The sequence below is a fragment of the Maribellus sediminis genome (genome assembly GCF_011799805.1).
Classification (GTDB): domain Bacteria; phylum Bacteroidota; class Bacteroidia; order Bacteroidales; family Prolixibacteraceae; genus Draconibacterium; species Draconibacterium sediminis_A.
The window spans coordinates 372,696-394,263 of sequence record NZ_WXUB01000004.1 but is presented as its reverse complement, the minus strand read 5'-3'; the positions used below and the strand labels follow the sequence as shown (position 1 = coordinate 394,263).

The 21,568-nt window shown below is 41.4% G+C and carries 13 protein-coding genes; 1 reads left to right on the top strand and 12 read right to left on the bottom strand.

Features of this window, described 5'->3' with window-relative positions:
* Positions 1-23: 23 nt before the first annotated feature.
* The 9 genes from HFD85_RS16365 to HFD85_RS16325 form a co-directional block, all read right to left on the bottom strand.
* The gene (locus HFD85_RS16365; RefSeq protein WP_167612310.1) at positions 24-1,460 is read right to left on the bottom strand and encodes a glycoside hydrolase family 125 protein; all 1,437 of its coding nucleotides are present in this window, start codon (positions 1,458-1,460) and stop codon (positions 24-26) included.
* Positions 1,461-1,494: 34 nt separating this feature from the next.
* Positions 1,495-3,663: a GH92 family glycosyl hydrolase gene (locus HFD85_RS16360; RefSeq protein ID WP_167612307.1), complete on the bottom strand. Its 2,169-nt coding sequence runs from the start codon at positions 3,661-3,663 to the stop codon at positions 1,495-1,497.
* A 37-nt stretch (positions 3,664-3,700) separates the two neighbouring features.
* Complete coding sequence (locus tag HFD85_RS16355; RefSeq protein ID WP_167612304.1) at positions 3,701-5,698, bottom strand: glycoside hydrolase family 97 protein; 1,998 nt, start codon at positions 5,696-5,698, stop codon at positions 3,701-3,703.
* Positions 5,699-5,747: 49 nt separating this feature from the next.
* Positions 5,748-8,150: a LamG-like jellyroll fold domain-containing protein gene (locus HFD85_RS16350; protein ID WP_167612301.1), complete on the bottom strand. Its 2,403-nt coding sequence runs from the start codon at positions 8,148-8,150 to the stop codon at positions 5,748-5,750.
* A gap of 187 nt (positions 8,151-8,337) precedes the next feature.
* Complete coding sequence (locus HFD85_RS16345) at positions 8,338-9,483, bottom strand: glycoside hydrolase family 76 protein (RefSeq protein WP_167612298.1); 1,146 nt, start codon at positions 9,481-9,483, stop codon at positions 8,338-8,340.
* 67 nt (positions 9,484-9,550) lie between these two features.
* Positions 9,551-10,690, bottom strand: coding sequence for a SusE domain-containing protein (locus tag HFD85_RS16340; RefSeq protein WP_167612295.1), 1,140 nt, complete (start codon positions 10,688-10,690; stop codon positions 9,551-9,553).
* A 48-nt stretch (positions 10,691-10,738) separates the two neighbouring features.
* Positions 10,739-12,370, bottom strand: coding sequence for a RagB/SusD family nutrient uptake outer membrane protein (locus tag HFD85_RS16335; protein ID WP_240925064.1), 1,632 nt, complete (start codon positions 12,368-12,370; stop codon positions 10,739-10,741).
* A 17-nt stretch (positions 12,371-12,387) separates the two neighbouring features.
* Positions 12,388-15,735 (bottom strand): TonB-dependent receptor, encoded by a 3,348-nt coding sequence (locus HFD85_RS16330; RefSeq protein WP_167612289.1) that lies wholly within the window; start codon positions 15,733-15,735, stop codon positions 12,388-12,390.
* 186 nt (positions 15,736-15,921) lie between these two features.
* The gene (locus tag HFD85_RS16325; protein ID WP_167612286.1) at positions 15,922-16,893 is read right to left on the bottom strand and encodes a FecR family protein; all 972 of its coding nucleotides are present in this window, start codon (positions 16,891-16,893) and stop codon (positions 15,922-15,924) included.
* Between the two features lie 166 nt (positions 16,894-17,059).
* Between HFD85_RS16325 and HFD85_RS16320 the strand changes: the two genes are divergently transcribed.
* Positions 17,060-17,638: an RNA polymerase sigma factor gene (locus HFD85_RS16320; protein WP_167612283.1), complete on the top strand. Its 579-nt coding sequence runs from the start codon at positions 17,060-17,062 to the stop codon at positions 17,636-17,638.
* A gap of 18 nt (positions 17,639-17,656) precedes the next feature.
* Here HFD85_RS16320 and HFD85_RS16315 read toward each other — a convergent pair whose 3' ends face one another.
* Genes HFD85_RS16315 through HFD85_RS16305 form a run of 3 tightly spaced genes read right to left on the bottom strand, consistent with a single transcriptional unit; the run spans position 17,657 to position 21,515 of the window.
* Positions 17,657-18,799 (bottom strand): MFS transporter, encoded by a 1,143-nt coding sequence (locus HFD85_RS16315; RefSeq protein WP_167612280.1) that lies wholly within the window; start codon positions 18,797-18,799, stop codon positions 17,657-17,659.
* A 14-nt stretch (positions 18,800-18,813) separates the two neighbouring features.
* Entirely contained in the window at positions 18,814-19,749 is a 936-nt protein-coding gene (locus tag HFD85_RS16310) for an ROK family protein (protein ID WP_167612277.1), read from the bottom strand.
* A gap of 5 nt (positions 19,750-19,754) precedes the next feature.
* Positions 19,755-21,515, bottom strand: coding sequence for a class I mannose-6-phosphate isomerase (locus tag HFD85_RS16305; protein WP_206082000.1), 1,761 nt, complete (start codon positions 21,513-21,515; stop codon positions 19,755-19,757).
* Positions 21,516-21,568: the final 53 nt, after the last annotated feature.

Genomic DNA, 21,568 nt, shown 5'->3' with positions numbered 1-21,568 from the left:
ATTTAACGGTTAATTTTTGGCATCTAAACTTCCAACAGGTTCTCTTTTCCTTCGTTAACGAGCTTTAACACCAATTCGCCAAACAAAGTATTTGCCCATGCAAACCACGAACGGGTAAAGTTTTTAGGATCGTCTTTATGGAATGTTTCGTGCATAAAACCGGTATCGGCATCGGTATCGCGCAATGTTTTTATGCACCATGCAATTTCTTTGTCACTTGAACTCGTCATGGCACGCATAATAATACTCATTGGCCAAACCATGTCGTATCCAACGTGCGGGCCGCCAATTCCTTCTGCTGCTTTTCCTTTAAAAAAGTATGGATTGTCTTCGCTCCAAACCAGTTTGCGCGTGTTTTGGTAAATTTTATCGTCTTTTTCAACCAGTCCGAGGTAAGGTAAAGCCAGCAAGCTTGGCACATTTGCATCGTCCATAAACGTGTGGTTACCAAAACCATCTACCTCAAAAGCATAAACTTTTCCGTATTTTTTATGCTCTACAATAGCATATTCCTTAATTGCTGCATCCACTTCTTTTGACAAGGCCAAACATTCTTTTGCAAATGCCTTATCGCCTGTAATTTCATTGCTAATTTCTGCCAGTTGATTTAAGGATACAACTGCAAATATGTTTGAAGGAATCAGGAAACCATAAGTAGTTGCATCATCCGATGGACGGAAGGTTGAGTTAATCAATCCCACAGGTTTTAGCGGGCGGCCATAACCATGATTGGCAACGGTATCTAATTGCTGAGGCGTTTCGCGCTGAAATTTATACGGTCCCAGGCCATCCTTGCGTTGCTGTTCCTTAAATGTTTTTACAATCAGAGCTGCTGCTTTTTGCCAGTCGGCATCAAAAACACTTTTATCGCCGGTAGTTTTCCAGTAGTTATAAGCCAAACGAACGGTATAACACAAGGAGTCGATTTCCCATTTGCGTTCGTGCAAACCGGGTTTCATGTCCGTCATATCGCTCATCCAGTGCACTTCTTCTTCCTTTGTTTTGTTGAAAGCGTTAGCATAACTATCTAGTAAAACACATTGCGTTTGACGGTGAACTACACCGGCCAGCAAGGTTTTCAATTTTTCATCCTGATTGGCAAGTGGCATATATGGCCAAACCTGAGCAGTAGAATCGCGCAACCACATAGCGTGAATATCGCCGGTAATTACAAAAGTATCGGGTTTACCGTTCAGCGTTCCATGCTCTACCGTCGTGTCCAAAGTGTTCGGGAAACAGTTTTCGAACATCCAGGCTAGTTTCGGATCTTTAATTTTTGCTTTTGCTGCTGCAATTGTTTCTTCCACAGCCTTCGACACAAAATTACGTTCGCCGGCTGCAGGACGATTGCTTACATAGTTTTTTCTTCCTGTTGCTGCCCAAACCGACGAACTTCCGGCAATTCCGATTCCGGCAACTGTTAATGCTCCTGCTTTTAAAAAATCTCTTCTTGAATTCATTATTATTGGTTTTATAACTTTTTCGATGTTTGTCTTATTCGGCTAAAATAATTAATTCTTTACCTGTTTTCAGTTGATCGTACGACACAAAATAACCGTCAAGCCGGTTTCCGTCAATGGTAATATCATTAATCTTTCTCCCCTCATTCCGTTTTGTTATGGTAATTAGTGACTCTTCTCCCAAATCCAGTTTAACAGCATCAAAAATCGGAACCGAAACAATGTATTCTGCATCGGCCGGTGAGTAAGGATAAATTCCCATGGCAGCAAATACATACCACGCCGACATTTCTCCTGCATCATCCATTCCGCAAAGCGCATTCCCCCACTCGCCCATGCCGTAAAAACGGTTCATGATACTGTCGAGGTACATTTGCGATTTTTCCTGTTTGCCGATAAAGGTGTATAAATACGGGAAGCTGTGATCGGGCTGGTTACCGTGGCAATACTGCCCGATAAATGAGGACACATTGCGCGCAATATAATTGGCATTCCACGGGATTGAAAACAGCGAGTCCAGCTTTTGCTCAAATTCATCTTCACTATTATACAAACCGATCAAACCTTTGGTGTCGTGTGGTGCAAAAAACGTTGACTGCCAGGCATTGGCTTCGCGGTACATGTATTCGTAATACGGGTATTCTGCGTTAAAGTCCGATACCCAATCGCCGTTTTCCAATCGACCACGCATTAAGCCGGTTGACGGATCGAACAGGTTTTTGTAATTTGAAGTGCGCTTCATCAGCATCTCATAGTCAGCCGTTTTGTCCAGTTCTTTTGCAAGAAGCGCCACAGCATAATCATCATAAGCAAACTCCAGCGTTTTGGTCACACCGGCTTTGGCTTTCGATTCCACATGTGGATTTTGAACTTCAGGAGTCGAAATGTATCCTTTTTCGATATACTCGGCAATGTGTGGACGTGTACCTCCTTCTTTTGTTGCATTATTTAGCAACAGCTGATAGGCGCTTTCAATATCATAGTCTTTAATTCCGCGCAGGTAAGAACCTGAAATGAACGGTGCTGCATGATCACCGTGAAAAAAGGTAGGCATAAAACCTGTTTTTTCGCCTTTATCAATCAGCGACTGAATAACATCGGCAGTTACATCGGGTGAAAGCATACCCAGCAAAACCAACTTATTGCGGTAGGTATCCCAAAGCGAAGGATTGGTGTAATAACGAAATCCTTTGTTGACCACTTCTCCGCTGGCATCGGTAAAATCTCCGTTTACATCGCTGCGCAATGCAGGCCATAAAAACGAACGGTACAACGAGGAATAAAACAATTCCTTTTCTTTTTCGGTACCGCCTTCAACCTTAATTTTTGCAAGTAAATTTTCCCAGGTTTGCGAAGCTTCGGTTTTCACATCTTCAAAACTTTTGCCGGCTAACTCGGCTTCCAGATTCTGCTTTGCATTTTCGATGCTTACAAACGAAAGCGCCAGTTTAAGCTCCAGCGGTTCGTTCGTTTCTGATTCTTTAAAAGAAACAAGGGCGATTTCACGTCGTTCATCGCCGCTTGTTTCCAGGTTTACTATGGTCCGGTTGGTTTCGGCATAGAAATATATTTTTTCTCCTGTTTGCTGAAATCCTTTAAAAGCGTTTGTTCCTTCCTGTTCAATATGCCAGTCGCGCACACGCTCGTTCGATTTCGACAGGTTCAGTATCATGTTTTGCGGTTGACCTTTGGGATAGTGGTATTTATGGTAGCCACAGTGTAAAGTGCTTGTCAGCTCTGCATTAATTCCGTATCGATCGAGTTTCACCTGGTAATAACCCGGTTCGGCAGCTTCGTTTTCGTGACTGAATTTTGATCCAAAATCATTTGCGGTATAACCGTCAGTAACCGGAAGTACCGGTATGTGACACAAATTCCAGTGGCCTTTGTTGGTGTGTGTGAATGCCAAGATAACATCATCTTCGTATTCGTAGCCGGCTCCGCTGTGCCATTCGGTAATCGGGCTCAGTTGTACCATGGCATTTGGCAATGACGCCCCGGGATAAGTTAATCCGGCCCAAACGCGCCAGTCTTTTGGTGGTGTGTAACCACAATCGATGCTGTCTTGCAAAGGAGCAGTTCCCAGAAAAGTATTGACGTACCCCGTAAGCTTTTCAGATTTTTCGGGGCTGGTTTTATTGCCTGCCTCATTACAGCCGAAAATTGTAACAATGAGCGTAAATAAAAGAATTGTTCGTATCATTTTAGTTGGTTCAAATATGAAATAATGTATTTCCAATTTATTTTACTTGTTCAATTACAGCAGCCCAACCTCCGTCTCTGGCCAGGTCTATTTCAATCGTTTCTCCGCTGCTCACATTCTTAGTTACTTTTTTATAATCCATAGCCTGAACATTGGCGTTTACACCATCTTGAAAAGCTGTCATTTTGTAAGTAGCTCCATCGTTAAGAAAATCAAGATTTAATTTGAAGCTACGTTCTTTGGTGTCGGTAATTGCACCAATAAACCATTTGTTTTTACTACGTCTGGCAACCACAAAGTACTCTCCGGCTTTCGCCTGTAAAACACGGGTTTCGTCCCAAACAACAGGAACACTGGTAATAAATTCGGTACATTCCCGCTCACGATAATAATAAAATGGATTATCTGCCAGCATTTGAATTCCACTTTCAAGTGTTACGTACAAAGCCAGTTGATAAGCACGTGTACCGATACTAACCGGGTTTGTCCGGGTAGATTTATAATCTTCGGGATGAACAGAATTCATTGCTCCGGGAGTAAAATCGGCAGGCCCAACAGCATTTCTTATAAATGGGAGATACGCGTTATTCTTAGTGGTTGCCCGTCCGCCACCAATATTTTGTTCCATGCCAACGATACCTTCATAGGAAAGAATATTTGGCAAGGCACGTTCCATCCCCGCCGGTTTAAAAGATCCGTGATAATCAACAAAAAGATGGTATTTGGCAGCCTCACGTGCAACTCTTTCGTAGTAGTTTACCATCCATTGATCGCTCCTGTCCATAAAATCGATCTTAACTCCGGCAATTCCCCATTCACTGAAGGTTTTAAATAAATCCATATTGTTTTCAACGGTCAGCCATGTTAACCACAAAACAATTTTTACATTTTTAGTCTTTCCATATTCAATTAGCTTGAATAAATCGATTGTGGGGTTTGGAGTATAGGGATCGCGGGTAGATTTTGCCCAGCCTTCATCCATTATGATGTAAGGAATGCCAAAATCAGAAGCAAAATCAATGTAATATTTATAGGAATCCAGGTTATATCCTGATTTAAAATCCACCCTATACAAACGTGCATCGTGCCACCATTCCCAACTTACCTGCCCTGGTTTTATCCAATCAACATTTCCCAATTCATTGGGCCGCGATAATTTGAAAACCATTTCATTTTCGAAGATTTGTTTGTCTTCGCTACTGATCATAAAAACACGCCACGGGAAACTACGCGAGCCTGTTGTTTTTGCAATATAATCTGCTTCTTTTACGATTTTCAAACTACGGTCACCATCTTCGCCAAATTCAATCGGACATTTAGGGAATGTACTGTTCATGGCATTTCCTTCAACGCCTTTCATAAATAAACATGGATAGTCAAACAGGTCGGCTTCTGAAAATAAAATCTTGAAACGCTGTTTACTGTCAATCAGAATAGGGAGTGTGCTTTTTTCCAAACCTTCAGCGTCAGCTGTATTCGATTCAACATACGATATTTCGTACGAAGTTTTGAATGAACGTGTCGGTGAGAGCACGGCATCGAAAGTGGAAGGAAACTGAAGATGAACCGCTTCATCCAATACTTCAATGTCTTTGTCGTCCTTATTTGTAATAAAACGGTAAGCAACACCATCATTGTAAGCTCTGAATTCAACAGAATAATCACCTTTAAATTTTAACAAAAGAACATTGCAATGGTTATCAACAACGGCATTCTTCAATGGAATTTCACGGTTGATCTGCTCTTGAATGGTACTACGTTTTTTTGTGGTAAGTTTCGGGTTTTCACCCAAAATCTGATCTTTTAACCGGAGCTCCAGGTAGCTCTTTTCCAACAACAAAAAGTTATTGGCACTAACCGAGTAATAAATCCTGTCGGCCAATTCAATTCGAACCTTGATATTGTTATCAGGAGAAGTGAGTTCTTCGATACCTCCCCAGGCAATCGCAGAACCGGAAAACAGACAAACCAGTAAAATGCCAAAAAATACTTTCGTAATCTTAAATAATTTTAGTTTGAAATCTAATCGCTTCATTTATAGTTGATTTAGGTAATTGAGTCGTCATCATCAGATTAATCCATTTTCAGTACATAATTACTTTTGCCTGATATGACTTACTTCCCGTGATGACTCGAATAAAATAAATTCCAGGAGTCCTGATTTCCGGTAAGACAGAGATCTGCCCGCTATCTGAAAAATCTTTTGATTTGAATGCTTGCATCAGCTGCCCCGCCTGGTTATACAAATACAGATCACATTCGGTCTCTGTTTTTTCCGGCAAATGAATGCTGATTTCCTCGCCCGCCAAAACCGGGTTGGGAAATATAGTTAGCATTTGTCTTTTTTCGGGAATTTCAATTTCGTCAACATCAGTAACCGGATTTAAAGTGCTGTAAGCAACATTTAAAAACGAAGAAGCAGCAGCAGCCTGCCCCATCATACCGATTTCTGAAGGATTTTCGTTTATTCTGTTCAGATTCCATTTTCCATCCACATCGTTATAGCTACTTGCGTAGTAACCACTCTTATCTCTGTTGTAGGCACTTAAAAAATCCATAATATCGGCCGCAATGGTATAAAATCTATCATCCGCCGTTTCGCGGTACAAATCCAGCAAAGCATCAATCATATCGTCGCCACCCCAAAACGAAATCTCGCTTAAGCCTTGTCCCTGTTTGTACCAATGATTGATACAACTGTTCATCATTTCGTGGGCATCATCAAGGTATTTTTGTTCGTTTGTTAACTGATACAAAAGAATAGCATTTTGAATAACAACCGTGGTTTGGTAGGCGCGGTAACCACCACCACGAACCGTGTTTCCATTTATAATACCATTCAGCGACCAGCTGCCGTTTTGGTAATAACTGGCCTGGTTAAACAGTTTTGTGTTCGAATCTTTAATTTTTACCGAAAAATCATTCTCCAACTCGTAATAAGTCAACGCTTCGTTCAGGTATCGGGTTTCGTCTGTATACTGATACAATTTGGCAGCGGCGTAACTGGTATAATTAACCGACATGGAAAATAACATTCCAAAGCCAAGTTGATCTTCGTGTTGCGGAATGGCGTAGCGACTGTCGCGAATTTCATTGTTAAACTCGTAGGCTACTTTCAGATTTCCAAGCACTGTGCTGTTCTGATCCAGATCATAAATCATCGTAAATGGCATCATAAGCTGTCCGTTATCGTCGTAAAAACGCGTTCCTGTATTTCCCGGCAAAACAGCATAACCAGTTCTTCCCGCCTTTGTTACTTTGTACGTATCGATAGCCGAGAGGTAATTAAACAGAAGCCTTTCGTATTTTTCAGGATTTAGTTTCCATGCATTTGTTAATGCCCGTAACATGTGAGAAGCCGGCCAAACAAAGCTTGTTCCCTGAACAAAATTCGAAGAAGCATCGATTGATTCGGCATACAAACCATTGTTTTTATTATAAAACTCATCATGAATTTTATCTAATAGTTTTTCGCCAAAATACTGGTATTTGTTATCGTATAAATCAACCAACACTACCGCCTCAATTTCAGTGGCATCAGCAGTTGTTGCTTTAATTGAAATTGTATCGTTCTGATAGTCTGAAGTTTCTGCTCTATAAACCAGGTAAGCAGAATGGTCGTCTACTTTTCTGAATGAGAATTCGCCGGGGATTTCGGCATTAGTCACGCTCCAATTGCTTACAACTTCGCCGGCAACACTAAGCAAAACAGAGTCTTTTCCACTTTCCAGTATTTTCAGACTTCCATCAACCTGAATATTGTCTTTTTGCCCCCATTCAGTTCCGGTCCCTCTTTTCAGATTATGCTGTGACGTTAGATCCATAATGGAATCACCCTGTCCTTCATTCAACAGCCAGTTGGCTACCAGGCCATCTTCGTTGCCATTGAGTTGAATGGCTTTATTTAAGTTAATTTCTTCTGCTGTTCGTGCTGTATTCCAAATTCTGAAATCGGATAATTTACCATCCAAACGTCGGTCTTTCCACATCGAGCCTTCGCCCATAAAAATATGGGTTCCCGATGCAATCATTGGTTTACTCAGGTTTCCGTTGCCAACCAAAATACCGTCGATAAAAATTTTCACTTTATTATCGGTACTCACCGAAACAGCTACATGTTGCCATCTGCCGGTTTTGAGCTGGTTTCCTGTACTTGTAACGGATTCCCACTCTCCGGTTCCCACATTCATTTCCACGTTTCCGCTTGAATTAAAGCGTAAAGCAAATCCAACCGCCCCGGAAGCAGTGCTCCACGATTCATCGGCAAGTATGTAGTTTCCTGCCCAACTGTCGATATACATTCGGGTTTCGATAGTAAAATCACCGGAAATATATTCATCAAAAGTTCCGCAATCGATGTAACTTTCCGGCTCAGAGGTATTGAATTTCAAAACATATGACTGAGCATTTGAATGTCCTGAATATAAAACAAATACCAATGCCGCGATTCCAATCATTACTGACCTTAACATATCTTTTGATATCATTTCCAATTATATTTTCTTACTAAATTTGAGCAGTTGCAGATTGACAAAATGCAATTAAAATTACATAAACAAACAATACTTTCGCAGCCTTCAAACTTAGTCTCTGCTATAACGATTCACTTACCCCGGGTTGTAAAAAGAGCCTGGTTTCTTGATCTGAACTTGCTTTTCTACAAGCTAAATCCATTTAAGGAGTTATCAATCCTTCGGCTTCAAGCAAAGCGGCGGCTTCAATTAACATGGCACCACTGGTTTGCGTGGTTAAATCGCTGGTGCTTCCCGGTTTGTTTCTCCAGTAAGTACCGTAAAGCAATTTATTCTTATCGGTTCCTTCCTGCCACAGTTTTTCTGCATTGTATTTCAGAAATTGCAGGTAGCGGTTCCGTGTACCGTCTGATAAATCAGGATGGAGAATGAGTTGTGTGAAATAGCGTACAAATATTCCCTTGAACAAACCACCATCGCCGGCACCTTCGTCTTTTAATAAACGATCGTTGCTATTTACAAGCGTATTTAGCGTATAATCGGCGGCTTTTTGGGCATCGTTTAAATAACTTTTTTCGCCCGTGATGTTATAAAGCTCCAGTGCCGATCCCAGAAAAGTTCCCTGGTTATAGGTAAAAATCCAAGCCTTTTGTATTTCTCCGGTGCGGCTGTTAATGTTATCGTATACTGCTCCGTTGGCCGGATTAAACAGGTATTCCTTTTCCCAGTTGTAAATTTTTAATGCCCAATCTTTATCCGCTGCATCATTAAACTGCTGATAAAGACGTGCGGCCAGAATACAGGCCGGCCCGTTTGAACAGGCGTTTTTGCTGTAAGGCTGATCCTTTTTCCAGGAGATACCACCGCCAGCATTGTCATTCCAACCGGTTTTTATATCATCCCAGACCGAAACGGCAGCTGTTTTATAACGCTCCTGGTTGGTTGCATTATAGGCGCGCAACATGGCAAGGGCATTCCATTCCATATCGTCGTAATATACATTGAAAAATGTGTTGCCGTTTTTGGCTTTTACACCTTCGTACCAATCGTTTATGGTAGTCAGGTATAAATTATCCCCCGTTCTTTCGTAGGCATCAATGACAACATCCAGCGCATGAGCCTGCGGCCAGTAATGAAAATCGGTATTATTCAGGTTATTGTAATGAAAATATGCATCTGCCGGATTCCAGTATGAATAAATAAACGATGAACTACTGCTATCAGCGGCAGCCGCCCAGTTTATTGCAGTTTCTTCTTTTCCATCATTTCCAGGATCAGTTTCATCCTTCTCACATGCCTGAAAAACAATCAGGCCTACCATCACTAAAAAAATCAGTTTCTTATTCATTCTTCGCCTGCTAAAAAAATTAACTGAGACAGGGTTGCCCCTGCCCCAGTTCTACCTTAACTCTATTCTATTGATCACCTACTTTAATAACATTGTGTGTATATGGTCCTTCTGCCCAGAAATAGGCAATTACATCGATGTAGGCCATATCCATAATTCCGTCAAATTTCCACTTGTCGTCCCATCTTGATTCAGGAACAACTGTCATATAGTAATATTCTTCATTTCCTGTTGGTCTGCCATCAGTTGGATTCAGCGTACCCCACCATTCGTAAGCATCGTTACCATCGGCATCTTTTATGGTCATTCTGAATTTGTAACGCTCATCGCGTCCCCAACCTTCCTGCTTGAATTCAAGCGCCTGGTTGCTGGCTTTGAAAATACCACCGCCCTGGTACTCTAACGAGAACAGGAACTCATCGGTTGGCGCAAAATGCAACTGGAAGTCCACAATTTCGGTCATAACTACCGAACCAACGTTAAAATCAATGTTGATGCGGTAAACAGCTGTTTTGTCCACTGTACCAGTTGAAGCACCTTCTTTTATTACACCATTCTCGATATAGAACTGACGTGTATCTCCTGAATTTGCATCGGTAAAATAATAGGCTTCGCCGGCAGTAAGTTTGGTGTAAATCTCAAATTCGCCCGGAGCAAGTCCTTTCATAATGCTTGCGTTGGCCAAATTGCTGCCACCTTCTGATCCGGCACCGGTAACATAAACATCAACTGGCACATCGGCAAAACCTGCCAGGCGGGTAATTTCCATTGTGCGCACTTCCTCTCCTTTCAAATCGTTAATACCTTTTGAAGAGAAAACAGTCCAGATGATTTTTCCGGTTTCAGCCGAACCGATTCCGGCCAGTGCACCAATTTTATTTAATTGTTTGTGGGTGATTGTAGCGTGGTTATATCCGCCGTTATTATCAGAAGCCATTCTGTAAATGGGTGCTGAGAAATCGCCGCCTTCAACATCAAAAGCCACTTCGTAAAGTACCATTCCGCTGTCTTCAGCTTTTGCAGGCTCCCACTCAAAATATTCAGAAGCCGAAGCCGAAGTTTGCAGTACGATCACTTTGTTATCGGCAGGTTCATATAACGTTTTAACAGCAGTTACACGTGTATCTCTTAATCCCTCATCTTCACATCCTACAAATGCGATAAGCAAAGAAGTTAAAATGGTTAATTTTATAATTAGAGTTTTCATAATCGATATATGTTTGTTTTTATTTTTCATTTATTGATTCACCTGAAATTAGTAACCCGGATTTTGTCCGAGATTTGGATTTAAATCTTTTTGCGATTGAGGAACCGCCCACAAATAATCTCTTTCCGGATTAAATGAACGAACATCAAGCCTGATATAACCGTTGTCGATACTTGGATCGCCATACCGGGCACCGTGAGGATTTCCGCTAAGGACGTTCTCTGCAATTTCCCAACGACGGATATCAAAAACGCGTAATCCCTCCAAAGCCAGTTCCACACGACGTTCGCGGCGAATAGTCTCACGCAGATCAGCCTGGCTCAACGAAGCATCGAAATTCAATGCGCTGGCATCAGTAAATCCGGCACGCTCGCGCAATGCTTTAATTGTACTGTTCCAAACATTCTCGTCCATCTGGTTCAGTTCGTTTTTAGCCTCGGCATACATTAGCAGTACGTCGGCATAACGAATCAGAATCAGGTTCAGGCCTGAAGTAAACGATGCCAAAGCTTGTGGATCGTAGTGCTTACGCATGTAATACCCTGTTGATGTTGAGTTGGTACCCTGACCTTTGTACTCATCCACTGCGGCCGATTCGTCGGGTGCAGTACCCGGCTTAATGTAAATGGTCTGAATCGTTCCGTCGGGCAAGCGCCATGGAAATTCGTGATACACCACGGTTGCTGTCAAACGCGGGTCGCGACGTGCATACGGATCATTTTCGTCGTATCCCGAATTTGCATCATTAATGGTTCTTCCGTTTGTCATTAAATAATCATCAACCAATTCCTGTGTTGGTGACATTTGGTTTACGCGGGCTCCTACTGATAACGGCGCGTAATCAAAGTATTCTCCCCAGGTGCGCAACGACGGTACATAACCCAAATCAAGTATTACCTCTTCGTTGTACTCATTTTCAGGAAGAAAGATGCCTTCGTATGAAGGGAACAAACTGTATGAACCATACTGATCAGAATTAATCAACTGTTCGCAGGTACTTACCACATTTTGCCAGTCGTTACTGTACAAGTAAGTTCTTGCTTTAAGTGCAATAGCAGCACCTGAAGTAATTCTGCCGTTATCTTCTTCGCTGTATTCTTCGTTTGTTGGCAATACAGCGGCAACTGCATCAAGCTCGCTTCTTATGAAAGCCAATACATCCGCGTGCGAAGTACGTGCAATCTCTTTCGATTCGTCCAGTGTGATATCGGTTTCAAATAATGGAACATCGCCGTACCAGGTAGTTAAACGGAAATACAGGTAAGCCCTGATAAAACGTGCTTCGGCATTCATCCTGGCTTTCAGGTCTTCGTTCATACCTTCAACACGATCAACGTTTTCAAGAAAAGTATGGCATGTTTTAATTCCGGCATAACAATCTCTCCATTCGTTTTGAAAACGGTTGTTGGATGCATCAGCCTGACCGGCTGAAATTATTTTCTCTGAACTGGCACCACGACCTTCATAAATGTTATCGCTGAGCGCTTCGGTAGAGAAGAAATAGCCTGAATTATACATTTGACTGTAGGCCATGTTTAAAACCATGTTGGCTTTTTCGGGCGAGGTCCAATAGTTGGCTTCCGTAAACTTGTTTGTCGGAGCTAAATCCAACTCGTTACAAGAAGTAAAAAGTATTAAAATTAAACTTGCAACGCCTGTACTATATTTTAGAAATTTCATCTTCATGTCATTTAATTTTAAAATTCTAACTCTAAACCAAAACCGTAGTACTTAAGCGTAGGATAATTCCGGCCGCTGTTTGCTCCGGTTCCCCCGGTTCCTCCCATATTACTTCCAAACTCAGTCGATTCAGGATCGATAAAAGAAACGTTTGAAAGCGTGAACAGATTCTGTGCATTTACGCTCAATCGTAATTTTTGCACACCTACTTTAGCAGTGAGTTCTTTTGGCAAAGTATAGCCCAACTGAATGTTTTTCAAGCGCACATAAGCCGCATTGAAAATATAAATATCAGAAGCTCTTCCCCAGTTATTTTGGTTCGATGATGATCCGGGAGCCGACAGTCGTGGCCATTCTGCATCAGGATTTACCGGCGTCCAGAAATCTAACTGATGCTGGTAGATTACATACGAATAATTCGCATGGAAAGGCTCAACCAATTCACCACGCAGGAACATATCGCGTTTACCTACTCCCTGAATTAAAACACCAAGGTCAAATCCCTTCCAGCTAAGGTCGTAGTTTAAGCCAAAAGTATATCGAGGAAATGCGTTTCCAAGAACCTGGCGGTCCTTATCGTCAATCACTCCGTCGTCATTTGAATCTACATATTTTACATCGCCCGGTTCAACAGTTGCGCCAATTGGTAAAGCACTGTTCTCAATCTCCTGGTAACTTCCGAAATAGCCATCGGTTTTGTAACCAAAGTACGATCCCAAGGCTTCGCCTTCGCGAATTAATTTGCGTAACTGGTCGTTGGAATCAATTTGTTCGTTTCCACCAAAATCAACCACTTCATTCTTTGCATCGGCCACATTAAGTCTCACATTGTGGTCAAACGCCCCAGTTTTTGCGTGATAATTAATAGTAGCTTCCCATCCGCGGTTTCTCATTTCGCCTGCATTTTCTTTAGCAACCGCACCACCAAACACTGATGGAACAACCGGTGTCAACAGAATTTGAGAAGTGAGTTTGTTAAAATAATCGACTGAAACCGACAGTTTATAATCAAAGAATGTAGCATCTGCTCCGATGTTAAAATTGGCAGACTGTTCCCATTGAAGAATACTGTTTCCAAAGTCGAAACCTGTGCCCGATACAGCTTCGTTATTGAAACCGTAACTGTTGTTATACACTGTGTAGGTTGTAAAATACGAGTAATCATCAACATTCTGGTTACCAAGTACACCATACGAACTACGCAATTTCAAGTCACCGACATTGCTTTTGTAGTTGTCCATGAAACTTTCTTCAGACAAACGCCAACCTGCTGTAAACGATGGGAAAAATCCCCAGCGGTAATCTTTCGAAAATTTAGACGAACCATCGTATCTGAAACTGAATTCGCCATAATATTTGTCTTTGTAGTTATAGCCTGCACGACCAAAAACGGAATAAATACTTCTTTCCTGTGTTTGTGCAGGTGTGTTGTAGCTCCCCGGATCAATTTCGGTATCCGACTGCGGCAACCCGAGATCGGGATCAGTATATTTCATTCTTATTTCGTTCGCCTGACGGGTGTACGATTCATTGGAAACACCTATCAAACCCGAAACATTATGATCTTCTTTGAACGTACGGTTGTATTCCAACAAAAATTGAGTATTCAGAATGTACCTTTTCTCGTTGTAATCTTCGGTAGGTCTGGTATCGTTGGCATACGAGTTTGGCTTTTCAGCCGTTTCGCTTGAGTAGAAAGGAACTTCCAGCCCCCGAATAAAACGGTGGTTAGCTCCTAAATCCAAACCAACCATTCCTGTTGCTTTTAAACCTTTGGCCAGGTCCAGTTCCATGTTCAGACTACCCAAAAAGTTATCTTCATCTTTTTTCTGGAAACCGCCTGCTTCCAATTGTCCCAGCGGGTTAAACTGCGAAAGTACATCGTTAATCAGGTACTTTCCATTATCAGCTTTCATTTTGTAGTTGTAGTAAGGCGGAATACGCGAACCATCAACAATAAGAAATGCGGTGCTGGCATTAGGTGCTTTCTGCATGGTGCGGTTATACGCCATTAAAGCACTTAATTTCAATTTACCGTAATCGCTCACTAAATTGGTTCTGAAATTATAACGCTCGATGCCAAAGTTGCCTACAAAGTTGCTTTCCTGGTTATAATATCCGGCTGAAACCATGTAGGTTGAATTCTCGGAACCACCTGAAATGCTGGCATTATAATTTTGCTGTAAAGCGCTTTGCAAAATTCCGTCAAGAAACCATTCTCCGTCTCCATTTTCCTGGAAATCCCTGATTTCGGCAGGAGTATATTTTGGCGATGATCCCACATTCAAAAGTGCCTGGTTTTTTAACAAAGCATTCTCATATCCTTTTACAGGCTGGAATAATACTTCCGGATTTTGAAAACCTGTCATTGTAGTCAGACGTACAACCGGCTTCCCGCTTTTTACTCCTTTCTTTGTGGTTACAAGGATAACCCCATTTGATGAACGCGATCCATAAATAGCAGCACTACCGGCATCCTTCAATACCGATACATTTTCAATATCGGCCGGATTCAGGTTGTTCAAACTCCCCATCTCGGTAATCATTCCATCAATTACAACTAAGGGGTTATTGTTATTCATGGTGCTTACCCCACGAATGTTAATATTCATACTGTTGTCGTTCGGGTTCATGCTTCGTTGCTGAATGATCAGGTTGGCAGAAGCACCTTGTAAAGCCTGAACTGCATTTGCAACCGGACGGTCTTCAATCAGATCGGAATTAACCTGATCGACAGAACCAATCAGGTTTTTCTTTTGCATGGTTCCATAGCCAATAACAACAACCTCTTCAATGCCAATTGCATCTTCCTGCATCACCACCGAAATGTTGGTTTGATTGCCAACAACTATTTCCTGGGAAAGCATCCCAACAAATGAGAATGCCAGCACAGCATCAGGCTCCACATTACTTACCTCGAAATTACCATCAATGTCGGTAACTGTTCCCTGGGTTGTACCTTTTACAATCACGGTTACCCCTGGAATTGGCTGACCATCAGGTCCGGTAACTTGTCCTTTAACAAATTGTTGTTGCATCGCCGATAAATCAATGCTGTTATCATCGCCTTTAAATAAAGCGACCTGTCTGCCAACAATTTTGTATTCGACACCGGTTCCTTCGAAAATCTGATCCAGAATTCGCTCAATGTCCGTATTTCTAAAATTTACCGACACCTTTCTTTCTGCATCGATAGCATCCTCAGAGTAGAAAAAATGAAACTCACTTTGACTCTCAATTTCTTCGAGGACACTTTTTATATCTGTATTTTTCAGCTCAACCGATAACCGGGTTATCTGTGAATAGCTTTCATTAGCCAGTACTGAAAAAACACTTACACATAACAAAAACAAAGTTACTTTCATAAGTCTTAAAAGTTTTAAGAAGAAAGTCCCCAAAGGGATTTCCTTCAATCTCTTTTTTTTCATAGATTTGACGTATTAAGATTAATAATTTTATTAATTATTTTTCAGAGGTGGGGAAGTTCGTGGCTTCCCTACTTCTTCTTGTTTGAGGGCTCGTTTTACTGGATTATTTCATAGGCAGATTTATTATTTTACAGGTTTAATTATTAGCTTTCTTTCATTCTTATCGTAGGAATATTTCAGCGACATTGTTATCTCCAGCAAATCCATCACTTCAGTAATCGATTCATATTCTATCGTTGCCGTTAATTTCTTATCTGAAATAAACTTATCATCAATTTCTATCGAAATATTATACCATCGCTCCAGGCGTTCAACAACATCTTTCAACGATTCGTTTTTGAAAATCAACTTGTTATTTATCCACGATGAATATATTTCAGTATCCACTTTCTCAACATGAATTGCTGATGTTGACGCGTCGATAACAGCATGCTCGCCTGGCTCCAGAATTTGCTGTACACCGGAGTTCGAAATCAATTGTACTTTTCCCCTTTCCAAGGTTACTTCAGGGTTGGTATTTGAATAGCTCATCACATTAAAAGCTGTACCGAGTACATTTACACTTACATTGTTAGCCTGAACTTCAAATGGTGTTTTGCTCTTTTTCACATCAAAATAGGCTTCTCCTGTAAGTTTTACCAAACGCTTGTTTCCGTCAAATTTGTGAGGGAATTGCAAGGTAGAACCTGAATTTAACCAAACTTCAGAGCTGTCGGGCAATACAAAATGAGTTTTTGATGCCAGCGGCGTTGAGATGGTTTGCATCTCAGTATAAACCTCCGTTTTATTGAGCGTAAAAAAAAGAGCAATAGCCAAAGGAATAAGAAGGACTGCCGCAACACGTGTTATATAAGTAAATAATTTACGGGTTTTGCGTGATCCTGTTTCCTTGTTATTTATTTCAAAATGTATTTTATGCAGTGTATCCGATAAATCGGGAGTCTCTCCTTCATTCGCCTTCTGGCTTTTCCAATGCTCCAGCATATTAGCATCTAAAACCGGTTTCTTGTCCGGCTTAATAAAGAGTTCAACAAAACTCTGAAACTCAGTTTCAGTACAGTTGTTTTCGAGATATTTCGTATAAAATTCCTTCATATATTCTTGTAGTCACTTGTTAAACGCGTAAAGTATAAAAAACCCCTGCTTCGGTTTTACATTTTTTTCAATTTTATTTTCAAACGAATTTTGCTCCCTTTTGATGGTTCCACCAGAATCTAAAAACATTTTATAGATTTGTGCTTTGGCAAGCAAACAGATACAGATGAACAAAGACAAACTGATAAATAGGTTTATTAGTGGCGATAAAACCGCTATTAATGACTTATATGCAGAATATAGTCCGAGGCTTTATCGCTTTGCAATGGCTTACCTAAAATCAGAATCAGAGGTTCTCGACATCGTACAGGAAGTATTTGTGAACCTATGGATCAACCGCAACAAATTAAAGAAAGACTCTAATCTTGATGCTTACTTGTTTACAGTTACCAAAAACACTATTATATCAGTTTTTCGCAAAAAGCTTTCTGAAAAGGACTACCTCGAACATTTAAAGCATAAGGTAATTATTAATAGTATTGATACTGAATCGCAGTTCAACTACAACCAGCTTTCAAAAGAACTGGAGAACTTAATCGAACAACTTCCTCCGCAGCGAAAAAAAATCTACCAACTTAGTAAAGTACAGGGTTTACCAAATAACACAATAGCAATGGAGCTCGGTATTTCAGTAAAAACAGTTGAAGATCATTTAAGCAAAGCAAGCAAATTCATAAAAAAGAATTTAACTGAGCTTGGTTTCCTGGCCCTGCTTTTTATCGACCTGTTTATCAACTCCAAATAAAGGCTCTTGCAAGCCCCTCTATTTCATTTTTAACGCGTTTATCAGAAGATAAACAAACAGCAAAAGCACAACAAGCATTGCCCCGGTTTGTCCCACAGCGTCGGATACCAATCCCATGACTGGAGGCACGATTGCCCCTCCTGCAACTCCCATTATCAGCAAACCCGAAACTTCGTTTGCATACTCAGGTTTTCGCCGCAATGCAGCCGAAAAAACAATGGAAAACACATTGGCAACTGCCAGACCGGAGCAAAATATCATCGTATACATTAATGAAACCGGACCTGGAATAGCAACCATAACCGCCAATGCAACAATTCCTAAAACGGCACTCCCGATGTAAAATTTCCTCCCCGAATATTTCATCAGTAAAATGGCGCCGATAAAAGTACCTATGGTACGGGCTGCAAAATATAAGCTCGTGCCCAATCCGGCTTTCTCCAACGGCATCACGGTACGTTCCATCAGAAACTTAGGTAAAGTAACGTTCAACCCAACATCAATCCCGACTAATACCACAATTGCAAAAAAGAAGCTCAGCATAACCGGATCCTTCAACAAGTTAAAGCTTGCAGCAAAGCCGGCAGTTTCACTGTTTGATTGTTCTTTTTGAATTGGAGTAAGTATGAGCCACAAACCCGACAATAAGGTAATCAGAGCAAAAAACGGGAACATAAGTTTCCAGTTCCCAAATGTGCCGGATGCCACGCCTGCAACAATAGGACCTATAAATGAAGCAATGGCTTTTACAAACTGGCCAAGCGTCAGGCTACTGGTTAATTTCTCGCCACTAACCACATTGGTCAACAACGGATTCAATGCAACCTGCAATATTGTGTTTCCGATGCCCAGCAAAGCAAAGGCAATCAACACCATTGAATAACTGTAGCTAGCCAATGGAACCAACAAAGCCAGCAGTGTAACAACAATACTCAGCAAAACGGTATTCTTTCGACCCAGTTTGTTCATTAGCACACCAGTTGGTACCGAAAACACGGCAAACCATAGAAATACCATCATGGGTAAAAGGTTGGCCATTGAATCACTCAAACCAAAATCCTGCTTTACGTAGCTGGATGAAATGCCGACCACATCGGCAAAGCCCATAATAAAGAAGCTAAACAAAACCGGTAGTACGGCTAAATTCGATTTTTTGCTCATAAGTTTTTTGCTCGTTAGATTTTAGCCACCAAAGGCTCCATTTTAGTCCAAAATTCGTCGTCCAAAAGCCGGGCGCTTCCCACCATTGCTGCCGACTCCATCAGTTCAGAAATTACGACATCAACATTAAGTTTCTCCTCTTTCAAAACCTCCTGAAAAGTGTTACCAAACAAGGAATAGGCACCGGAAATATTTCCGCCAATAACAAGACATTCAGCATTGAATGTGGCAAGAAGTGAAGACAGGAAATTCGCCAGATTGCATCCAAAGTCTTCGAAAAGTAGTTTTGCAGCCTCGTCTTCGTTAACGGCATCTGCAATTTCTTTAACCCCTGCACATATTTTTCCGGTTCGGCGTTTATATTCATCTACAAACCAGCGTGTAGAAAAGTGGTCGTCGGCAATGCCGTTTTTATAAGGGATATTATAAACATAGCCCTGCTCCGGTACCAAATCTCCATCGATTACAGGAACTCCGTTGGTAAGAAAAGCTGATCCGAAACCCGTTCCCAGCGTAATAGCCATAACGTTTTTATAGTTTGCAGCTTTGCCGCCCCAGCATTCGCCTATGGCAAACGACAGCGCATCGTTCGAATACCTGAAGGGCATTTCAGCCGGCAATTCCAGACGTTTCTTTAATTCGTCGCCAATGTTCATTCCATACAAACTGTCGTACTTGGCAACGTTTTTTAACAAGGCCACGCCTTTTTTGTAATCAAAAGGCCCGGGCATAGCAAAACCAATTCCAACCAGTTTATCACGATCGGTAAACAACATCGTTTCAACAATTGCAACCGCCCATTTATCGAGAATTTCATTTGCCGATGCCTGGTTATCAACCTTTACTTCCGCCAAACTTTCTTTTACGATATTTCCGGAATTTATGTCCACCAATACGGAGCTGATGTGGCTTCCTCCCACATCAACTCCTATTGCAAATTTTTTAACCATAGTTATTATTTCATAAATGCCACAACAACCTTAGCTTCAGCGCCCGAGAAATTGCGAATGGTATAGGATTTTGCAGCAGCCGGCACCACAAAGGTTTCAGCAAACCTGAAAGTTTCCTTTCGTCCGTTTTCCGATTCAACTTCAATTGAAGTTCCTTCAACCAAGCTAAGTACGTGAAATTTCCCTTCGGTTTCAACTTCAATTTCCGAATTGAAATGGTACCGTTTTACGCGGTAACTGTGTTTTTCATGCGTTGGAAGTTCGTATAACTGCCAGTCGTTGCCCTCCTGAATCAGCCTTGGGTGAGAAACTAACTCTTTCGTCACCTTCTCCCCTTTGCGGTCGAAATACAGGTTTTTCATTCCGTGTTCGATATTCAATGGTCGCGGATTTCCATCCAAATCAGGACGCACCCAGTCGTACATCTTAAAGGTAAAAATGTAGGGCGTTGTACTGATTTCGAGCACTAAATTATCGATTCCCGAACCATGAATTGTTCCCGGCGGAATAAGAAACAGGTCGTGTTTATTGGCAGGTATCTCCTGCACATATTTTGTAATATCGATGGCGGTATTGGTATTGTAACTATCCCACAAAGCCGTCTCAAATTTCTTCGGCTCTATGTCGTCCTGAAATCCGATATATACAACGGCATCATTTTTCCGATCGAGAATATAATAGGTTTCTTCCTGGGTAATGTCTTCGCCAAAATGCTCTTTACAATACTCCGGACGCGGATGACACTGCACCGAAAGGTTTCCGCCATCGAAAGTATCGAGAAAATCAAAACGCAGCGGAAATTCGTAACCATACTTATCCTCATCAACTCCCATTATTGCATCTCTTTGGGCAAACATCAGAAAATCGAAGGATACTTCGAGCAGTTTCTGCGAACTCTCGAAAACAATTCCGTTCTCGGGAGTAATCAACTCGAACGACCATGCATAATTTTGTGCTTCGGTATTTAAACCTTCGATATTGTCTTTAATCCAGGTTCCTCCCCAAACTCCTGGCTCAAACCACGGGCGAACCCTGAAAAAGTTTTGGCTTAATTTTGTTAAAGCTTCTCGAAACTTATCTCCAGTCATCCACGGCCATACTTCCAACTGCTGACCATCGATAATAAAATCAATGTCGTTTAGCAGTTCTTTTTTGTGTTTATTCAACACCACCCAATCAACGAAATAATACCGTTTGTACATCTTCTTCATATCGGCCACCTTGCTTGCACCAAGGTTTTTAATACTTTCGGCACGAGCTCTGAACTGAAGTTCGTTTTTGGGCAAATCGATATACAATAGCTTTCCATTCCAACCTGCAAGAGAAGCTCCGGCACCGTAGATCACGTTAATATCTGCGTTTGCTTCAGCTGTTATATTTTTCAGTTTTTCTGAATCAAAATAATCTTCCAGTTTAATGGTCGCTCTTGTTCCGAATATCGAATCTTCGTCGCCCAAAAACGGAGAAATCAGCTCATCGATTTCATTTTCCGGTTTTAAGGCTGTTTCCACATTTATCCAGTTGGTTGATTTTCCCGATGCGGTGAGCGCATTATCAAATAACAACCTGAAGTTTTCGAAGTACGTTCCAACATAGCCGTTGATAATAATTGTACTTTCTCCTTTAAGCTTTTCGGCAAGTGCCGATAAGTCGGTTGAAATTACATCGCTCCCCAATTTTAACGAGGGATATATATCGTAGCCATTCACCACCGCGCCATCCTTTTCAACAGGCATTAAAAACTGTGTTGTTTTCCGTTTTTCCATTATCTAATATATTTTACTGCGAACTGTTTCGCAAAGAGAGAATTGAGTTCAAC